Source organism: Aeromonas sp. S9(2024) (assembly GCF_041403185.1).
GTDB classification, from domain to species: domain Bacteria; phylum Pseudomonadota; class Gammaproteobacteria; order Enterobacterales; family Aeromonadaceae; genus Aeromonas; species Aeromonas enteropelogenes.
Genome location: NZ_JBGLRE010000004.1, coordinates 86,443 through 102,584, shown reverse-complemented (window position 1 = coordinate 102,584; position 16,142 = coordinate 86,443). Strand labels below are relative to the sequence as shown.

General features: G+C 62.9%; 15 protein-coding genes and 1 tRNA gene. 14 read left to right on the top strand and 2 right to left on the bottom strand.

All coding sequences use genetic code 11. The features are described 5' to 3' along the window. Positions 1-20 precede the first annotated feature (20 nt). The 14 genes from ACB028_RS08845 (at position 21) to hypB (ending at position 14,341) form a co-directional block, all read left to right on the top strand. On the top strand, positions 21-1,739 hold the full coding sequence (locus ACB028_RS08845) for an NADH-quinone oxidoreductase subunit C (RefSeq protein ID WP_102988593.1): 1,719 nt from the start codon (positions 21-23) through the stop codon (positions 1,737-1,739). A gap of 9 nt (positions 1,740-1,748) precedes the next feature. Continuing rightward, positions 1,749-2,327 (top strand): formate hydrogenlyase complex iron-sulfur subunit, encoded by a 579-nt coding sequence (locus ACB028_RS08840; protein ID WP_371144070.1) that lies wholly within the window; start codon positions 1,749-1,751, stop codon positions 2,325-2,327. Beyond that, a complete protein-coding gene (locus ACB028_RS08835; RefSeq protein ID WP_005301886.1) occupies positions 2,327-3,142 on the top strand; it encodes an NADH-quinone oxidoreductase subunit B family protein in 816 nt (271 codons plus the stop codon). Before ACB028_RS08840 ends, ACB028_RS08835 begins: the two co-directional genes overlap by 1 nt. Continuing rightward, complete coding sequence (locus ACB028_RS08830) at positions 3,135-3,569, top strand: formate hydrogenlyase maturation HycH family protein (RefSeq protein ID WP_371144069.1); 435 nt, start codon at positions 3,135-3,137, stop codon at positions 3,567-3,569. The genes ACB028_RS08835 and ACB028_RS08830 overlap by 8 nt, the downstream gene beginning before the upstream one ends. Next, positions 3,569-4,060, top strand: coding sequence for a hydrogenase maturation peptidase HycI (hycI, locus tag ACB028_RS08825; protein ID WP_371144068.1), 492 nt, complete (start codon positions 3,569-3,571; stop codon positions 4,058-4,060). Before ACB028_RS08830 ends, hycI begins: the two co-directional genes overlap by 1 nt. Before the next feature lie 192 nt (positions 4,061-4,252). Then, positions 4,253-4,344: transfer RNA gene (locus ACB028_RS08820), tRNA-Sec, on the top strand. A gap of 216 nt (positions 4,345-4,560) precedes the next feature. Continuing rightward, positions 4,561-5,973: an L-seryl-tRNA(Sec) selenium transferase gene (gene selA / locus ACB028_RS08815; RefSeq protein WP_371144067.1), complete on the top strand. Its 1,413-nt coding sequence runs from the start codon at positions 4,561-4,563 to the stop codon at positions 5,971-5,973. Positions 5,974-5,977: 4 nt separating this feature from the next. Continuing rightward, on the top strand, positions 5,978-7,876 hold the full coding sequence (selB, locus tag ACB028_RS08810) for a selenocysteine-specific translation elongation factor (protein WP_371144066.1): 1,899 nt from the start codon (positions 5,978-5,980) through the stop codon (positions 7,874-7,876). Next, on the top strand, positions 7,873-10,293 hold the full coding sequence (gene hypF, locus ACB028_RS08805) for a carbamoyltransferase HypF (protein ID WP_371144065.1): 2,421 nt from the start codon (positions 7,873-7,875) through the stop codon (positions 10,291-10,293). Before selB ends, hypF begins: the two co-directional genes overlap by 4 nt. A 144-nt stretch (positions 10,294-10,437) precedes the next feature. Next, positions 10,438-10,689, top strand: coding sequence for a HypC/HybG/HupF family hydrogenase formation chaperone (locus ACB028_RS08800; RefSeq protein ID WP_026458475.1), 252 nt, complete (start codon positions 10,438-10,440; stop codon positions 10,687-10,689). Then, positions 10,683-11,801 carry a hydrogenase formation protein HypD gene (gene hypD, locus ACB028_RS08795; protein WP_371144064.1) on the top strand — a complete coding sequence of 373 codons (1,119 nt, stop codon included), beginning with the start codon at positions 10,683-10,685 and terminating at the stop codon, positions 11,799-11,801. Before ACB028_RS08800 ends, hypD begins: the two co-directional genes overlap by 7 nt. Before the next feature lie 85 nt (positions 11,802-11,886). Beyond that, complete coding sequence (hypE, locus tag ACB028_RS08790; RefSeq protein WP_371144063.1) at positions 11,887-12,891, top strand: hydrogenase expression/formation protein HypE; 1,005 nt, start codon at positions 11,887-11,889, stop codon at positions 12,889-12,891. Between the two features lie 9 nt (positions 12,892-12,900). Next, positions 12,901-13,242, top strand: coding sequence for a hydrogenase maturation nickel metallochaperone HypA (gene hypA / locus ACB028_RS08785; RefSeq protein WP_026458218.1), 342 nt, complete (start codon positions 12,901-12,903; stop codon positions 13,240-13,242). Position 13,243: 1 nt separating this feature from the next. After that, positions 13,244-14,341, top strand: coding sequence for a hydrogenase nickel incorporation protein HypB (hypB, locus tag ACB028_RS08780; RefSeq protein ID WP_371144062.1), 1,098 nt, complete (start codon positions 13,244-13,246; stop codon positions 14,339-14,341). 324 nt (positions 14,342-14,665) lie between these two features. Here hypB and ACB028_RS08775 read toward each other — a convergent pair whose 3' ends face one another. Both ACB028_RS08775 and ACB028_RS08770 read right to left on the bottom strand, forming a co-directional pair. Next, on the bottom strand, positions 14,666-15,304 hold the full coding sequence (locus ACB028_RS08775) for an ATP-binding cassette domain-containing protein (protein ID WP_371144061.1): 639 nt from the start codon (positions 15,302-15,304) through the stop codon (positions 14,666-14,668). Continuing rightward, on the bottom strand, positions 15,304-16,092 hold the full coding sequence (locus ACB028_RS08770; RefSeq protein ID WP_371144060.1) for an ATP-binding cassette domain-containing protein: 789 nt from the start codon (positions 16,090-16,092) through the stop codon (positions 15,304-15,306). The genes ACB028_RS08775 and ACB028_RS08770 overlap by 1 nt, the downstream gene beginning before the upstream one ends. Between the last annotated feature and the right edge of the window lie 50 nt (positions 16,093-16,142).

Sequence of the window (16,142 nt, the reverse complement as noted above, 5' to 3'; positions counted from 1 at the left end):
AACATTAAAGTGAGAACTGCATGACCATCGCCATTTCGGATCGCATCGGCTGCGACTACATCCAGCAGGTGCGAGCACAACTACCCCACGCCATCGTCGACGAGGAGTGGCAAACCGCCGATCAGGCCACCATCACCGTCAAGCCCACCAGTCTGGTCGAAACGGCCAGCCTGATCTTCCATCAGCTGGGGGGCTGGCTTCCGCTCTCCTTTGCCAATGACGAGCGCAGCCTCAACGGCCACTTCGCCGTCTACCACGTCTTCTCCATGGAGGGCGACACCAAGTGCTGGATCACAGTCCGGGTGCTGGTGGATGCCGATACCCAGGAGTACCCCTCCATCACCCCGACCATTCCGGCGGCGGTGTGGGGCGAGCGGGAGATCCGCGACATGTACGGCCTGCGCGCCATCGGCCTGCCGGACGAACGCCGTCTGGTACTGCCGGATGACTGGCCGGAGGATATCCACCCGCTGCGCAAGGACGCCATGGATTATCGCCAGCGCCCGATGCCCACCACCGACACCGAGACCTACCCCTTCGTCAATGAGCTCGGCAGTGATGCCAACCGCATCGTGCCGGTCGGCCCGCTGCACATCACCTCGGACGAACCGGGGCACTTTCGTCTGTTCGTCGATGGCGAAGACATCATCGATGCCGACTACCGCCTCTTCTATGTCCATCGCGGCATGGAGAAGCTAGCGGAAACCCGGATGGGCTACAACGAAGTGGCCTTCCTGACCGACCGAGTCTGCGGCATCTGCGGCTTTACCCACAGCGTCGCCTACACCACCTCGGTGGAGAACGCCATGGGTATTCCGGTACCGGAGCGGGCCAAGATGATCCGCGCCGTGCTGCTGGAGGTGGAGCGCCTGCACAGCCATATCCTCAACATCGGCCTGTCGAGCCACTTCACCGGTTTCGACACCGGCTTTATGCAGTTCTTCCGGGTGCGGGAGAAATCCATGACCCTGGCCGAGCTGCTGACCGGCGCGCGCAAGACCTATGGTCTCAACCTGATTGGCGGGGTACGCCGCGACATCTTCAAGGAAGATCGCATCAAGGGTGCCCAGCTGGTACGGGAGCTGCGTGATGAGCTCAAACCCCTGGTGGCCATGCTGCTGGATACCGCCAACATCTCCTCCCGCCTCATCGGTATCGGCAAGCTCGACCCGCAAATTGCCCGTGATTTCAGCTGCGTCGGCCCCATGGTGCGGGCGAGCGGCTTCAAGCGCGACGTGCGCCGGGTCCACGACTTTGCCGGCTACCGCGAGCTGCCGATGGAGATCCAGACCAAGGCGGGTTGCGACGTGCAATCCCGGGTGCTGGTACGCATCCACGAGCTCTACGACTCCCTCGACATGATTGAGTTTGGTCTTGAGCACCTGCCGGAGGGGCCACTGCTCACCGAAGGCTTCACCTACCAGCCGGGCAAGTTTGCGCTGGGCTTTACCGAAGCGCCCCGCGGCGAGAACGTTCACTGGAGCATGACCGGGGACAACCAGAAGCTGTTCCGCTGGCGCTGCCGCGCCGCCACCTACGCCAACTGGCCCGCCCTGCGCTACATGCTGCGCGGCAATACCGTGGCGGATGCACCGCTCATCATCGGCAGTCTGGATCCCTGCTACTCCTGTACCGACCGGGTCACCCTGGTCGACCCCAGGAAGGGCAAATCCACCGTGGTCTCCTACAAGGAGATCGAGCGCTACGGCATCGATCGCAAAAACTCTCCGCTGAAATAAGGGGTCATCATGATCAAGCTGTTCAAGACCATCCTCAAGGCTGGCACCCCGACCGCCAAGTACCCCTTTGCCCCCTATGAGGTGAACCGGGATTTTCGCGGCAAACCCAAATATCAGGCGGATCAGTGCATCGCCTGCGCCGCCTGTACCAAGGCCTGCCCGGCCAACGCACTGGTGATGGAAGTGGACATGGAGACCGGCGAACGGCGCTGGGAGATCTCCATGGCGCGCTGCATCTTCTGCGGCCGCTGCGAGGAGGTCTGCCCGACCCGCGCCATCGCCCTCTCCCCCGAGTTCGAGCTGGCGGTGACCAACAAGGCGGATCTCTATGAGGAGGCCCGCTTCGCGCTGGCCCCCTGCACCCTGTGCGGCACCTACTTTGCCCCGAGCAAACTGGTGGCGCTGGTGGAGGACACCCTCAAGCAGGCGGGCACACCGCTCGCTCGCGATGCCAAGCCGCTGGCGCCGCCAGAGCGACTGCACCACTGCCCCGACTGCAAACGAAAACAGAGCATGCTGAGCCAGCCTGACTCGGCCCTGATCACACCGATAGCCACACCGATGGCCGCACAACAGGAGTGGATGTGATGAGCAAGATCAAAGGCATAGAACCGGTTGTCGGCCATGCCCATACCCGCGCCGTGCCGCTGGCACAGGATCCCGAGATCACTAAACTCAAGAAGACCCTGCTCAAGGACATTCGCCGCTCGGCCTATGTCTACCGGGTCGATTGCGGCGGCTGCAACGCCTGCGAGATCGAGATCTTCGCCACCATCACCCCGCTGTTTGATGCCGAGCGTTTCGGCATCAAGGTGGTCGCCTCCCCCCGCCACGCCGACATCCTGCTCTTTACCGGCGCGGTGACCCGGGCGATGCGGGTGCCAGCCCTGCGCGCCTACGAGGCGGCGCCCGATCCCAAGATCTGCATCGCCTACGGCGCCTGCGGCTGTGACGGCGGCATCTTCCACGATCTCTATTGCGTCTGGGGCGGCACCGACAAAATAGTACCGGTGGATGTCTATATCCCCGGCTGCCCTCCGACACCGGCGGCTACCATCTACGGCTTTGCAGTGGCGCTCGGTCTGCTTGAGCAAAAACTCAAAGCCACCAGCCACGAGGTGCAACCGGGTGAACGGGTCGAGCTGCGCCACACCGGCATCCCCAACGAAATCCGGGTAATGATCGAGCGCGAAGCGCGCCGCATGGCCGGTTACCGGCAGGGGCGGATCATCGCCGACGAGTTTATGGCCCTGCTTGAAGGGGCGACCCAGCAGGATGTGGATCTGCGTATCCAGAGCTACCTCGATCAGCACGACGATCCGCGCCTGGCGGAGATCGTCAACAACCTGGCAAACGCCTGCCTCAACCGGGCGGCCGGCAAGGGAGAAGCGGTGCATGGCTGACCAGGTTTTCTTCTACCGCCTCTCGCGCAAGTTCGTCGACGAGCAGTTCGACGTGCCCCCCGCCCCGGCAAAGGAGATGGAGCAGGCCAAAGAGGTGATGTACTACAGCCTCGCCATCGGCCACCACCTCGGCATCGTCGATTGCCTGCGAGCAGACCAGGTCTGCTCGCTGACGGGTTATCGCGACTGGGTGACCAAGCTGCCAGAGGGGAGCGAGGCGCGCCGCAAGATGGAGGGGTTTCTCACCTTTGGCGAGATCACCATCTATCGCGAGCACTGTCATATGCTGGCCTGCGCCTTCGACCGACTGCGCAAAGCCGACAATCTACTCGATGAGCAGGAGCTGGGCTGGACCAATACCTTTATGGATCAGCTCACCGCCCTCTTTAACGACCCCCATATGTACCTGATGGTAAGGAGCCGCTGATGGGCTGCAATCTCGTGTTGACCGTGGGCAATGCCATGATGGGGGACGACGGTGCCGGCCCCTATCTCGCCGACAAGCTGCAAGCCGCCCCCCTGCCCGGCTGGACTCATATCGATGGCGGCATCGCGCCGGAAAATGTGGTCCATCAGGTGCGGGAGCTGCAACCGGCGCGGGTAGTGCTGGTGGATGCCGCCGAGATCGGCGAGAAGGCGGGTACCCTGCAGGTGATCCCCCCCGAGACCATCGCCGAGATGTTTATCTTCTCGACCCACAATATGCCGCTCAATTTCCTGATCGACGAGCTCAAGACCTTTGTCCCCGAGGTGATCTTTGTCGGGGTACAACCGGCCATCGTGGCGTTCTCCTTCCCGATGACCGGGATGGTGAGCGGGGCCATGGATTATTTGCATCAGCATCTTGATTGCGCCCGGGATAGCGGTTTGTTAATAAATCAACTGGCCCAGTGGAATATGACGCAGGATACCGCCTGAATATTTAATGGAGTGTTAAAAGACACCTGTCACAATATTTAATCAACGCCCGATGTTAAATGAATGACATCGGGCTAACTGCCCTGTTTTTGATATAAAACAATTCAATCTGAAATTTGCAAAATATTGTCTCACCACGACCAGAAAAGCATTGCCAGCACGTACAGATTGGCCCAGAATGACGGCCGACGCGGAAGTTGATGGGGTCTGGTGGCCCCCTCGGTCTTCAAAACCGATGTGAGCCGAGAAGGCTCTGGCAGGTTCGATTCCTGCCTCTTCCGCCACTTTCATATATTAAAATCATATATTAGGTAAATCGAATCAACACCGCTTGCCAATATCATTCCGGGCAGCTTCAATTTGACCACCCATTAATTTGTCAGAATATGTCGCATCATTAATATTCTGAATCATTTGGCTGCGTCAATATATCCATCTTGCCTGGTTCCCCTATCGGTGAAGCGTGTGTATCCCAGCCACGCACTCTTCGGGGGACTCCCATGCTAGACCATGCTTTGACTCATGCCGCCTTCGACGATCCGTTACCACGTCATCAGCAGTCGACCCATCGCCTGCCCCAGGTGGAGCAACTGCTGCAGCAAGCCTTCCTCGTCCCCCATATCGCCTGCTTGAGCCGGCCGCTGGTGACCCGGGTGGTGCGCGATACTTTGAGCGAAGTGCGCCAAAGCGAGGCATTTCGCCAGCACGGGGTGACCCCCGCCCACCTCGAGGCACTCATTGCCAAACGCTGCCAGCAGCAAGTGCGCCGGCGCCAGACCCGGGTGATCAACGCCACCGGCACCCTGATACACACCAATCTGGGACGCTCCCCCTTGAATGCCGGGCTATGGGACGAGGTGCGCGATCTCAACACCGGTTACAACAATCTGGAACTGGAGCTCGCTACCGGCAAGCGCGGCGGGCGCAAGGGGCTGCTCGCCACTTTGCTCACCTGCCTCACCCAGGCCGAGGATTCGCTGGTGGTCAACAACAACGCCGCCTCCCTCTTTTTGCTGTTGCAGGAGGTGGCTCGCGGGCGCGAGGTGATCGTCTCCCGTGGCGAGCAGATCCAGATTGGCGGCGGCTTTCGCATCCCCGATATTCTGGCGCTCTCGGGCGCCAAACTGGTGGAGGTGGGCACCACCAATATCACGACGGCCAGGGATTACCTCGACGCCATCACCGATGAGACGGCCATGGTGCTGATGGTGCACAGATCGAATTTCGCCATTCGCGGCTTTACCGAATCCCCCGATATCGGCGAGCTGGCTCGCGCCCTGCCGGATCATGTGGTGCTGGCGGTGGATCAGGGCTCGGGCTTGACCTGCGAGGAGTTTGCGCCGGATGAAACCCCGGTGCGTCAATACCTCAAGGCGGGGGCGGATCTGGTCTGCTACTCCGGCGACAAGCTGATGGGCGGGCCCCAGTGCGGCATCATCAGCGGCCGTGCAGACCTCATCAAGCGGCTGGAAAAACACCCTATGATGCGCACCTTCCGCCCGAGTCGCATCATCCACTCCCTGCTGGAACGCCTGCTCATCCACAAGCTCAACAAGTCTCCCCTTGGCGAAGGGATAGCCCAACGCACCCTTGCCGATCCTGCCGCTATGCAGGTTCGATCCGATCGGCTGATGGCCGCCCTGCCCGATTGTTTTGACGCCCTGCCCGCCCAGCTGGTGGTGGGAGGCGGCACCCTGCCGGACGAGTTCTACCCCGCCCCTGCGCTGGCCTGCCGGGATCCCCGTCCAGCCCAGCAGCTGCTCGATGCCCTGCGGGAACTCCCGGTGCCGGTGATTGCCACCGTGCGCCAGCAGAAGGTGCTGCTCAATATGGCCACCCTGCTCGAAGAGGACATGGCCCCCCTGATTGCCCAGCTGACCGATCTGCTCACCCCTGCACCACGGGAGTCCTGATCCCATGACCTCCTATCGCGCCGTTATCGGCCTCGCCGGCCACGTGGATCACGGCAAGACCCAGCTTATCAAGGCCCTCACCGGCATCACCACGGCCCGCGCCCACGAGCAGGCCATCGGCATGACTCAGGATCTCGGTTTTGCCCATTTTGACGACGGCCAGGGCAACACCATAGGCGTTATCGATGTGCCGGGTCATGAGCGCTATATCCGCAACATGGTGGCGGGGCTCTGGAGCCTGGATCTGGTGCTGCTGGTAATCGCCGCCGACGAGGGGTGGATGCCGATGACCGGCGAACACCTGCGCCTGCTCAGGGCCATGGGGGTGCCACGCCTTGTTGTCTGCATCAACAAGTGCGATCTGGTGAGCGCCGATGAACTGGCGCTGCTGGAAGAGCACCTGCTGGAGCGGGTGATGGACGAGAGCGGCATGGTGCCCGATATCGTCAGCGTCAGCGCCAAAACTGGCGCGAACATGGCCGCCCTGCACGCCGCCATTCTGCGCCAGCTTGCCGATCTGCCAGCATCGCACGCGGCTCACGATCAGGATGCCCCGCGACTGTATGTAGACCGGGTCTTTACCGCCAGCGGCACCGGTACCGTGCTTACCGGCACCCTGCAGCAGGGCAGCCTCAAGGTGGGGGAGAAGCTCCTGCTCCAGCCTGCCGGCCGCGAGGTGCAGGTGCGATCCCTGCAGGCCTATCACCAAAACCTTGATGAGATCGGCGCCGTCTGCCGGGTGGCGGTGGGATTGAAAAAGGTGCCCCACAAAGAGGTGGCCCGTGGTCACTGCCTGACCCGCGCCGATGGCCAGTGCGAGGCGGCAACTCACTTAATCGTGCGTCTAAGTGAGGTCGGCGACAGCATCCGGGAGCTGCGATCCCCTCTGCACAACAAAGAGGTGGAAGTGGCTCTCGGCAGCTGGCATGGCCGGGCCCGTTTCGTTCCAATCAAGGATTCCCGGCTGGCGCGGCTTATCTTCAACGACCCCATCCCCTGCTTCTTTGGCCAGCCGCTCGCCATCATCCGCCACGGCAGCAGCGAGTTGCTGCACGGCGGCCGCATCCTCTGGTGCGGTGATATTCACCCCGCCAGACGCAAGGCACTGCACGCCCTGCTGGGCAATCTGCCGGATGATCTCACCAACTACCACTCCGCCAACCTTGAGCTCGGGCTCAACGGCTATGTGGCAGCAAACCGTTTTGGCACCCTTGCTACCGAGCTTCCTGCCCATCTTGTGCAACTGGGCGACTGGGTACTGGAGCGCACCTGGCTGGCCCAGCGCCGTGACGAGCTTCTTGGCACTCTGGCAAGCGAGCCCTTGAGCGCCGCCGAGCTTGCCGCCCGCCTTGGCATTGCCCTGCCGGTTATCCAGGCCCTGTTGCAGCAACTCAAAACCGGGCAGCTTGTGCGCCTTCATCACGACAAGTGGCAGCCGGGCAGCGGCGAGTCGGAAGATGATCTGGAAGAAGAGGCACAGTTGGTGCTCAAACTGGTGCGAGATCAAGGCAAGGAGGGGTATGAGCCCGGTAAACTGGGCCCCGGCGGCGTGACGGTGGATCCACTGCTCTCCCTGCCAGCCAGTTTGCGCCAGCGCCTGCAACAAAAGGGGGCGCTGCAAAAACAGCTGCGCAATCTGGCCAGACTCAAGTATCTGGTGCAGCTGGAAGGACCCATCTACTACGACGCTGCGCTTTACAACCAAATGGTAGAAACCGTGCTGGCTGGCCAGCAGGTGGGAGATCTGATCGACATGGCGTCACTCAAACAAGTCACCGGATTGTCGCGCAAATACGCCATCCCGTTTTGCCTTCGCATGGAGATGGACGGCTGGGTGCGCCGGGAAGAGAACGATCGCCGGGTATTGCGCATGCCAGCGCGCGCACTCGAGGTGCCGGCATGACGGCGCAACCCGACATCCAGACCACCACCCGCCAGCGACTTGAGTTTCATCTCGACGGTATCGTGCAGGGGGTCGGTTTTCGCCCCTTCGTCTATGGCCTGGCCCTGCGCCACGGCCTCACCGGCTATGTCCTGAACGATGCCAATGGCGTCACCATAGGCGCCGAAGGGTCGCCCGAGCAGCTGGCCGCTTTTGCCCGCGAACTGCGGGAGTTGGCGCCGCCGCTTAGCCGGATCGATCACTTCAGCGCGCGGGCGCTGCCCCTTGACGATGACCCCGACCATAATTCCGACTACGACGGCCAGTTTCACATCAAGGCGAGCGAGCAGCAGAGCGCGGCCACGGTCGCCATCTCGCCGGATCAGGGGATGTGCGAGGCGTGCGCCCGGGATGTGACCAACCCCCTTGATCGCCACCACCACTACCCCTTTACCAACTGCACCCACTGCGGACCGCGCTACACCATCATTCGTCGCCTCCCCTACGACAGGCCCCATACCGCCATGGCGGGCTTTGCCATGTGCCCGCGCTGCGCGGCAGCCTACGAAGATCCGCTGGACCGGCGCTATCACGCCCAGCCGGTAAGCTGCCCCGAGTGCGGCCCGCACCTGACCTGGCGTACCGGCACGGGGGATGCCCTGGCCGAGCGCGAGGATGCCCTGCAAGCCGCTGCCCACGCCCTGCAAACGGGGTCGCTAATTGCAGTCAAGGGGATGGGCGGCTATCACCTGATATGCGATGCCCGCGATGAAGGCGCCGTGGCACGGCTTCGCCGGCTCAAGCTGCGCGAGCGCAAGCCGCTGGCGGTGATGATGGGCTCCCTTGCCGAGGCCCAATTGCATGTCACTGGCAGCGAAGAAGAGTGGAACCTGCTCGCCTCCCAGGCCAGGCCCATTACTCTGTTGCGCAAGCGCACCAAGGATGATCGGCCATCCCAACAACCAGCGGTGCCGCTGGCCGAGGGGATAGCACCCGGCATCCCCTATCTCGGTGTCATGCTCCCCTATACCCCGCTCCACCAGCTGCTGCTGGACGCCTGCGCCATCCCGCTGGTGGCCACCAGCGCCAATGGCCGTGGCAGCCCCATCCTTGTCGAGTGCGTGGCGGTGGTGCGCGAGCTGGGGCATCAGATCGACGGCATCCTGGATCACAACCGCCCCATCCTGCACCCCTGCGACGACAGCCTGGTGCAGTGGGCGGGTGGTCGGCGCCAGACTCTGCGGCTGGCGCGGGGCTATGCCCCCTGCACCCCCAGCCTGCAGGAGGCGGTAAAGGTGCCGATGCTGGCGGTCGGGGCCCAGCAGAAAAACCAGCTGGCGCTGGCCTTCGCTCGCCAGCGTATCTACAGCCCCTATATCGGCGATCTGCACAGCCTGCCGATGCAGGATCACTTCGAACAGACCCTCGCCACCTTTCAGGGGCTGTACGATCTCGTACCCGAGCTGCTGGTCTCGGATCGCCACCCCGGTTATCTCAGCCACCAGTGGGCCAGGGAGTATTGCCGCGAACACAACGCCACTCACCTTGAGGTGCAGCACCATCATGCCCACCTGCTAGGGGTGATGGCCGAGCACAACCTGACCGGCCCCGTGTTGGGTTTTGCCTTCGATGGCACCGGCCTTGGTGATGAGGGGGCGCTCTGGGGTGGCGAGTTGCTGATCGCAGACGTGCAGGGATTTGAACGGGTGGCACACCTCAAGCCATTTCGGCTGATCGGCGGTGAGGCTGCCATCCGCGAGCCGGTGCGCCAGCTGCTGGGGCTGCTGTTTGAGTCGTATGGCGTCGAGGAGATCAGACAGCTCGATATTCCGCTGATCAACAAACTGCCCATAGAGCGGATCAGCAACCTGCACCAGCTCTGGCATCTCGGTCGCAACGCGCCCCATACCAGTTCCATCGGTCGGCTGTTCGATGCCGTCGCGGCGCTGCTCGGCCTTGTCGATACCCCGGATTACGAGGGGGAAGCAGGCCTCCTGCTGGAGGCGGCGGCGCTAAGGCTTTCGCCGCACGAGCAGCCCTGGCCACTCCATTTTAAGCTTAGGGAGCAGCCCGACGGTCCACTTCTGATCGACTGGGCGCCCCTGGTCGATGCGCTGATCAAGGCCCGGGAGAGCGCCCCGGTTGCCAGCCTGGCCGCCGGCTTTATCCGGGCCATCAGCGAGCTTGTCGTCGCTCTTGCTAAGCGCTTTGCGGGCTACCCGGTGGCACTTGGCGGCGGCGTGTTTCAAAACCGGGTGCTGATGGATGCCCTCATTCCCCGTCTCGAAGAGGCCGGACGCGAGGTGTTGACCAGCGAGATCCTGCCGCTCAACGACGGCGGCATCGCTGCCGGACAACTCTGGTTTGCCATCCACCACAGGGCGGCGCAAACCGGTGTTGCCAGCCCTGCCGAAGGCGCCGCCCGCCTTGATGAGTGAGAGCCGAGAACGAAAACCCGATGCGCCTTTTCCTTGTTCACCCCCCTCTTCACGACAAGCGCGAGCCCGACGCGTGCACGGCCCGCATCGCCGTGCCGCGGGCCCGTCGCCTTGCCTTCACCCGTTGCATTTCGGAGTCCTGATATGTGCCTTTCCATTCCCTCCCAGGTGGTGCAGCTGCACCCCGAAGACAACTGTGTCACCGTCGACACCCTGGGGGTACAACGCCGGGTCAGCTGCATGCTGCTCGATGAGCCCCTCGGGATCGGGGACTATGTGCTGCTCCACATCGGTTTTGTGATGAGCAAGATTGATGAAGAAGAGGCGCAGGCGAGCCTCGAGAGTTTCCGCCAGATGGTAGCCCTGATGCCCGAGCAAGAGACGCTGCCATGCTGACCTTGAATGACCTGTTTCAGGGCTTTCGTCAGCCCGAGGTGATCCGCGCCCTCGCCGCGCAAATTACTGAACTCGCAAAAGATCTGCCCGAGCCGCTGCGGGTGATGGAGGTGTGCGGCGGCCATACCCACACCATCATGAAGTACGGCCTGCACCAGCTCTTGCCGGCTAACATCGAGTTCGTTCACGGCCCCGGCTGCCCGGTCTGCATCATGCCCAAGGAGCGCATCGATCAGGCCATGGCGCTGGCCCGCGAGCCCAACGTCATCCTAGTGACCCTGGGGGACATGATCCGGGTACCGGGCTCCAGGGGTTCCTTGGCCCAGCAGCGGGCCAAGGGGAGCGATATCCGCCCCGTCTATGACCCCCTCGATGCCCTGCGCATCGCCCGTGAGAACCCGGACAAGACCGTGGTCTTCTTCGCCATCGGTTTCGAGACCTCCACCCCCATGACCGCCGCCTTGCTGGCTGCAGCCGAAGCTGAGGGGATTGAGAACCTCTTGTTTCATATCAACCATGTGCTGGTGCCGCCCGCCATTCATGCGGTGATGGCCGACGGCAAGGCCCGCGTGAACGCCTTTATCGGCCCCTCTCATGTCAGCGTCATCACAGGCGCCGATATCTATCTGCCCATCGTAGAGCGCTACCGGGTGCCGGTGGTGGTGAGCGGTTTTGAGCCGGTGGATGTGATGGAGGCGCTCTTGATGATGGTGCGCCAGAAGGTGGAGGGACGCTGCGCCCTGGAGGTGCAGTACAGCCGCGCCGTCACCGCCAGCGGCAATCAGGCGGCCCAGCGACTGGTCGAGCGCTATTTCGAGACCCGCGAGCACTTTCGCTGGCGCGGTCTTGGGGATATCAACGCCTCCGCCCTGCGTCTGCGCGATGACTTCGCCAGGCGTGATGCGGAGCGTCATTTCCAGCTTGATCAGACACCCATCGATGATCACAAGGCGTGCCAGTGCGCCGATATCCTGCGCGGGCTGGCCAAGCCAAGCCAGTGCAAGGTCTTCGGTCGTGGCTGTACCCCGACCCAACCCATGGGCAGTTGCATGGTGAGCTCGGAGGGGGCCTGCAATGCCTATTACCGATATATGGGGATCCAATCACGATGAGAGAGAGTCAGTTAAGCCACAGCGGTCGTGTGAGCGGTCGAGATGAACCCGTCTGTTTCGGCAATCTTGTGGAGAGCCAGCCCCGATGAGAGAAATTCAACTTAGCCACGGCGGTGGCGGGGTGGAAATGAATCAGCTGATCAACCAGCTCTTCTTCCACCACTTTGGCAACGAGATCCTGCTGCGCGGCGAAGATGCTGCCCTGCTGCCGGTGGAGGGCCCCGTTGCCTTCACCACCGACAGCTTCACCGTCTCGCCGATCTTCTTTGAAGGGGGCGATATCGGCAAGCTGGCCATCGCCGGCACGGTCAACGATCTGGCCATGATGGGGGCCAAGCCGGAATACCTCAGTTGCAGCTTTATCATCGAGGAGGGCCTCCCTTACGCCGACCTCGCCCGCATCGTGGAATCCATGGCCCGGGAGCTTGCCAAGAGCGGTGCCCGCATCGTCTGCGGCGACACCAAGGTGGTGCCCAAGGGGGCGGCGGACAAGATCTTCATCAACACCAGCGGGGTCGGCAGCTTCCCGCTGCCAGAACAGAGCCGGGGCATCTCGGTGCGCAATATCAAGGCCGGTGACGCCATCCTGGTGTCGCGGGATATCGGCAGCCACGGCGCCTGCATCCTGATGGCCCGCGACGCCCTGCAGCTGGGCTCGGATTTGCAAAGCGATTGCACCACCCTCTGGCCGCAAGTAGAGGCGCTGCTGAACGCGGGTCTCACCCCCCACGCCCTGCGCGATGCCACCCGGGGCGGCCTCGCTGCCGTGCTCAACGAATGGAGCAGCGCCTCCCAGGTGGCCATCGAGCTGGAAGAGTCCGCCATTCCGGTGTGCGATCCGGTGCGCGGCCTGTGCGAGCTCTACGGCTTCGAACCCTATGATCTCGCCAACGAGGGGACCATGGTGCTGGCCCTGCCCGCCGAGCAGGCGCAAGACGCCTTGGCCATCTTGCAGCAATTCAACCCCTCCGCCAGCCAGATTGGTGTGGTTCAGGCAAGCGAGCAGCACAAGGTGATCCTGAGCAACCCCTGGGGCAGCCGCCGTTATCTGGAGCTGCCGCAAGGGGAACTGCTCCCGCGGATCTGTTAAGGAATCCCTATGCACGAAATGTCTCTGGCCATGGCCGCCATCGATCTGGCGGCCGAGCAGGCTACCCAGCGGGGCTTTCACAAGGTCACCGCCCTCTGGCTCGAGATCGGCAGCTTCTCCTGTGTCGATCAGAGCACCATTGCCTTCTGCTTCGAGGCCGCCGCCAAGGGGACCGTCGTCGAGGGTGCCCGCCTGCATTTTCAGCACAAGACGGCCGAAGGCTGGTGCTACGACTGCAGCAAGACGGTGCAGCTCACCGAGCGGGGCCAGCCCTGCCCCGACTGTGGCGGATACAAATTACGCGTCGCGCAGGGCGATAGCCTGCGCATCACCGATATCGAGGTAAGTTGAAATGTGTAGCGTATGCGGATGCGGCCAGGCGCGGATCGCCGGTCACGAACATGAACACGACCATGAGCACCATCACGACCATGCTCACTCCCACCACCATGAGCACGATCATCGCCATAGCCATGGCGACCATCACGAGCATGATCACGGACAAGATGCACCGCGCACCCTGATCGTTCACCACCACTACCACCATCAGGGGGATGTCCATCACCACTACCACGGTGTGCACTTCCCCATGGAGCCGGTGCCTCATGATCATGGCCACGAGCACACCCATGATCACCCTCACAACCATCACCATGATCATGCCCATCTGCACCATCATGCCCACCCCCATCAACATGATCACGCACACAGCCACTCTCACGAGCATGAGCATGAGCATGAGCATGAGCAGGGTGATCTGCACTACGGCAAGGGGGAAGCGGGACTGTCGGTGCCCGGTATGGGGCAGCGCCAGCTGATCGCCATCGAGATGGATGTGCTGGCCAAGAACAACCTGCTGGCAGCCCACAACCGCGAACACTTCGAAGCCGCCAACCAGCTGGTGCTGAACCTGGTATCGAGCCCGGGCTCGGGCAAGACCACCTTGCTGTGCGAGACCCTGCGCCAGCTGGCGGACAAGCGCCCCTGCGCCGTCATCGAGGGGGATCAGCAGACAAGCGCGGATGCCGATCGCATCCGTGCCACCGGTGTGCCCGCCATCCAGATCAACACCGGCAAGGGTTGCCATCTGGATGCCAAGATGGTGCACGACGCCTGCCACCAGCTGCCGACCCTGGATGGCAGCCTCCTCTTTATCGAGAACGTGGGCAACCTGGTCTGCCCCGCCAGCTTCGATCTCGGCGAGAAGTACAAGGTAGCGATCCTCTCCGTCACCGAGGGGGAAGAGAAGCCCCTCAAGTACCCGGACATGTTCGCCGCCGCCCAGCTGATGGTGATCAACAAGATTGACCTGCTGCCCTACGTGAGCTTCGATGTGGCCCGCTGCATCGAGAACGCCAAGCGAGTCAACCCCTATATTCAGGTGATCCAGGTGAGCGCCACCACGGGGGAAGGGATGGAAGCCTGGTTAAGCTGGCTGGCCAGCGCCTGAGTGCATACCGGTTAAAAACCGCTGATAAAAAAAGAGGGAGGCTGATGCCTCCCTCTCTTTTATCTGCGCACCTTGCCAACGGTTCTCTCTGTCCAGAATGACCAGAGTCTCACACTCGCCCCCTCACCCTACCCCTCTCCCCAGGGAGAGGGAACCGGTTCGTGGATCCCGGCAACATGCTCGAAATAGGCACAGATCCCGGGAGAGTCTCCAGGCACAATGGCCAGCCATGTTTCCCAAACCCCGAGCTCGGCGTCGAGGCACATTCCCCCCCTTTCTCCCCTGGCGGGAGAAGGGTCGGGGATGAGGGGGGAACACGGCCACTCAGGCTGCCTGATGGGCTCTTTGCTCTGCCAGCGGCTGCTCCTCGCCAACCCGGATGATGCGATGGCAGATCTGGCGCAGCAACGCCTGTTGGTGACTGAAGATCAGCATGCCGAGCCCCCGGTTCTCGCACTCGCGTATCAGCTCACGCCAGATCTGGCGTTGCAGTCTGGGATCAAGCTGGGCGGTCACTTCGTCTGCGATCAGCAGCCGGGTTCGGGGATCGAGAGCCCGCAGCAGGGCGATGCGGGCCAGCTCACCGCCTGAGAGCTGGCCGGGTTTTCGGCCGAGCCATTCGGGGTTGACCAGAAAACGGGCCAGCATGGCCTCGTCGGGGCGCCACACATCCCACAGCGCCTGCCCCGTGCTGCGGTGGGGATTGAAGGTGAGCTCGGGGTGTTGGGGCACCAGCTGTACCGGGTGGTAGCCCTTCCATTGCCGGGGAAGCACCTTGCCATCGAGCAGCAGGGTCCCCTCACTCGCCGGCTGCCAACCCGCCAGCACCCGCCCGAGGGTGGTCTTGCCATGGCCGCTCGGGGCAGAGATCCCCACTCGCTCGCCGGCCTGGATGGTGAGGCTCATCGCCTGCCAGAGCGCGCGATCCCCCTGACGCACGGTCAGGTCTCGTACTTCAAACATCAGGATGCCTCCGGCGCAGAAAAGAGCGCGTTGAACTCAGGCAATGCCTGCCAGTGATCCCGCAGCATCTCGCTCCCCTGCCCCTGGCGCAGGTGGTGGCTGCTCAAGGTATCGCTCACCCGCCCCCGATGGAGCGCCACGATGCGATCGGCAAAACGCGAGGCCAGCGCCAGATCGTGGGTAACCCAGAGGATGCCGCTGCCCTGGCTGGCGATCTCCCGCAACTGGGCCAGCAGCTGACAAGCCAGCTCCTCGTCGAGCCAGGCGGTGATCTCGTCCGCCAGGATAAAGCGAGCACCGCTCAAGGCCGCAGTGCAGGCCAGGATGCGCTTGGCCATGCCACCGGAGAGCTGGCGCGGATAGCGCGCCAGGGTCGCGGGAGGCAGCTGGTAGCGCGCAAGCTGCGCGCCAAGTTGCTCACGGGAACCGCGCTGGCCGCACAACCTGGCCGCACGGCCCAGCTGGCGCTCCACCGTCAATAGCGGATTGAGGGCGCTCACCCCCTGCGGTACATAGCAGAGGGTGTGACCGCGCAGGCGGGCCCGACTCTCGTCGCACAGGGGATCGCCGTCGAGGGCAATGGTGCCGCGCATGCGCAGGTTGTCCGGCAGCAGGGTGAGCGCACTTTGCAGCAGCAGGCTCTTGCCCTCACCGCTCCCCCCCACCAGCGCGACGATTTCGCCGGAGGCCAGTTGCAGGCTGATATCGGTCAGCAGCGGCCGCCACTGGCGCCGCCCCCACCAGGAGTAGTGGGCCGCCTCTATGGTCACCTTGTCGAAGGTCAGCATCGTTTACTCCCAAAAACAGTTGGATGGTTGCCCTGCCGCCACGTGATCAG

Coding starts and splice junctions, on each gene's coding strand:
- hypD (WP_371144064.1), top strand. CDS start 10,683: ATGCTGACCTTGAATGACCTGTTTCAGGGCTTTCGTCAGCCCGAGGTG.
- hypE (WP_371144063.1), top strand. CDS start 11,887: ATGAGAGAAATTCAACTTAGCCACGGCGGTGGCGGGGTGGAAATGAAT.
- ACB028_RS08845 (WP_102988593.1), top strand. CDS start 21: ATGACCATCGCCATTTCGGATCGCATCGGCTGCGACTACATCCAGCAG.
- ACB028_RS08835 (WP_005301886.1), top strand. CDS start 2,327: ATGAGCAAGATCAAAGGCATAGAACCGGTTGTCGGCCATGCCCATACC.
- hypF (WP_371144065.1), top strand. CDS start 7,873: ATGACGGCGCAACCCGACATCCAGACCACCACCCGCCAGCGACTTGAG.
- hycI (WP_371144068.1), top strand. CDS start 3,569: ATGGGCTGCAATCTCGTGTTGACCGTGGGCAATGCCATGATGGGGGAC.
- hypB (WP_371144062.1), top strand. CDS start 13,244: ATGTGTAGCGTATGCGGATGCGGCCAGGCGCGGATCGCCGGTCACGAA.
- hypA (WP_026458218.1), top strand. CDS start 12,901: ATGCACGAAATGTCTCTGGCCATGGCCGCCATCGATCTGGCGGCCGAG.
- selB (WP_371144066.1), top strand. CDS start 5,978: ATGACCTCCTATCGCGCCGTTATCGGCCTCGCCGGCCACGTGGATCAC.
- selA (WP_371144067.1), top strand. CDS start 4,561: ATGCTAGACCATGCTTTGACTCATGCCGCCTTCGACGATCCGTTACCA.
- ACB028_RS08840 (WP_371144070.1), top strand. CDS start 1,749: ATGATCAAGCTGTTCAAGACCATCCTCAAGGCTGGCACCCCGACCGCC.
- ACB028_RS08770 (WP_371144060.1), bottom strand. CDS start 16,092: ATGCTGACCTTCGACAAGGTGACCATAGAGGCGGCCCACTACTCCTGG.
- ACB028_RS08830 (WP_371144069.1), top strand. CDS start 3,135: ATGGCTGACCAGGTTTTCTTCTACCGCCTCTCGCGCAAGTTCGTCGAC.
- ACB028_RS08800 (WP_026458475.1), top strand. CDS start 10,438: ATGTGCCTTTCCATTCCCTCCCAGGTGGTGCAGCTGCACCCCGAAGAC.
- ACB028_RS08775 (WP_371144061.1), bottom strand. CDS start 15,304: ATGTTTGAAGTACGAGACCTGACCGTGCGTCAGGGGGATCGCGCGCTC.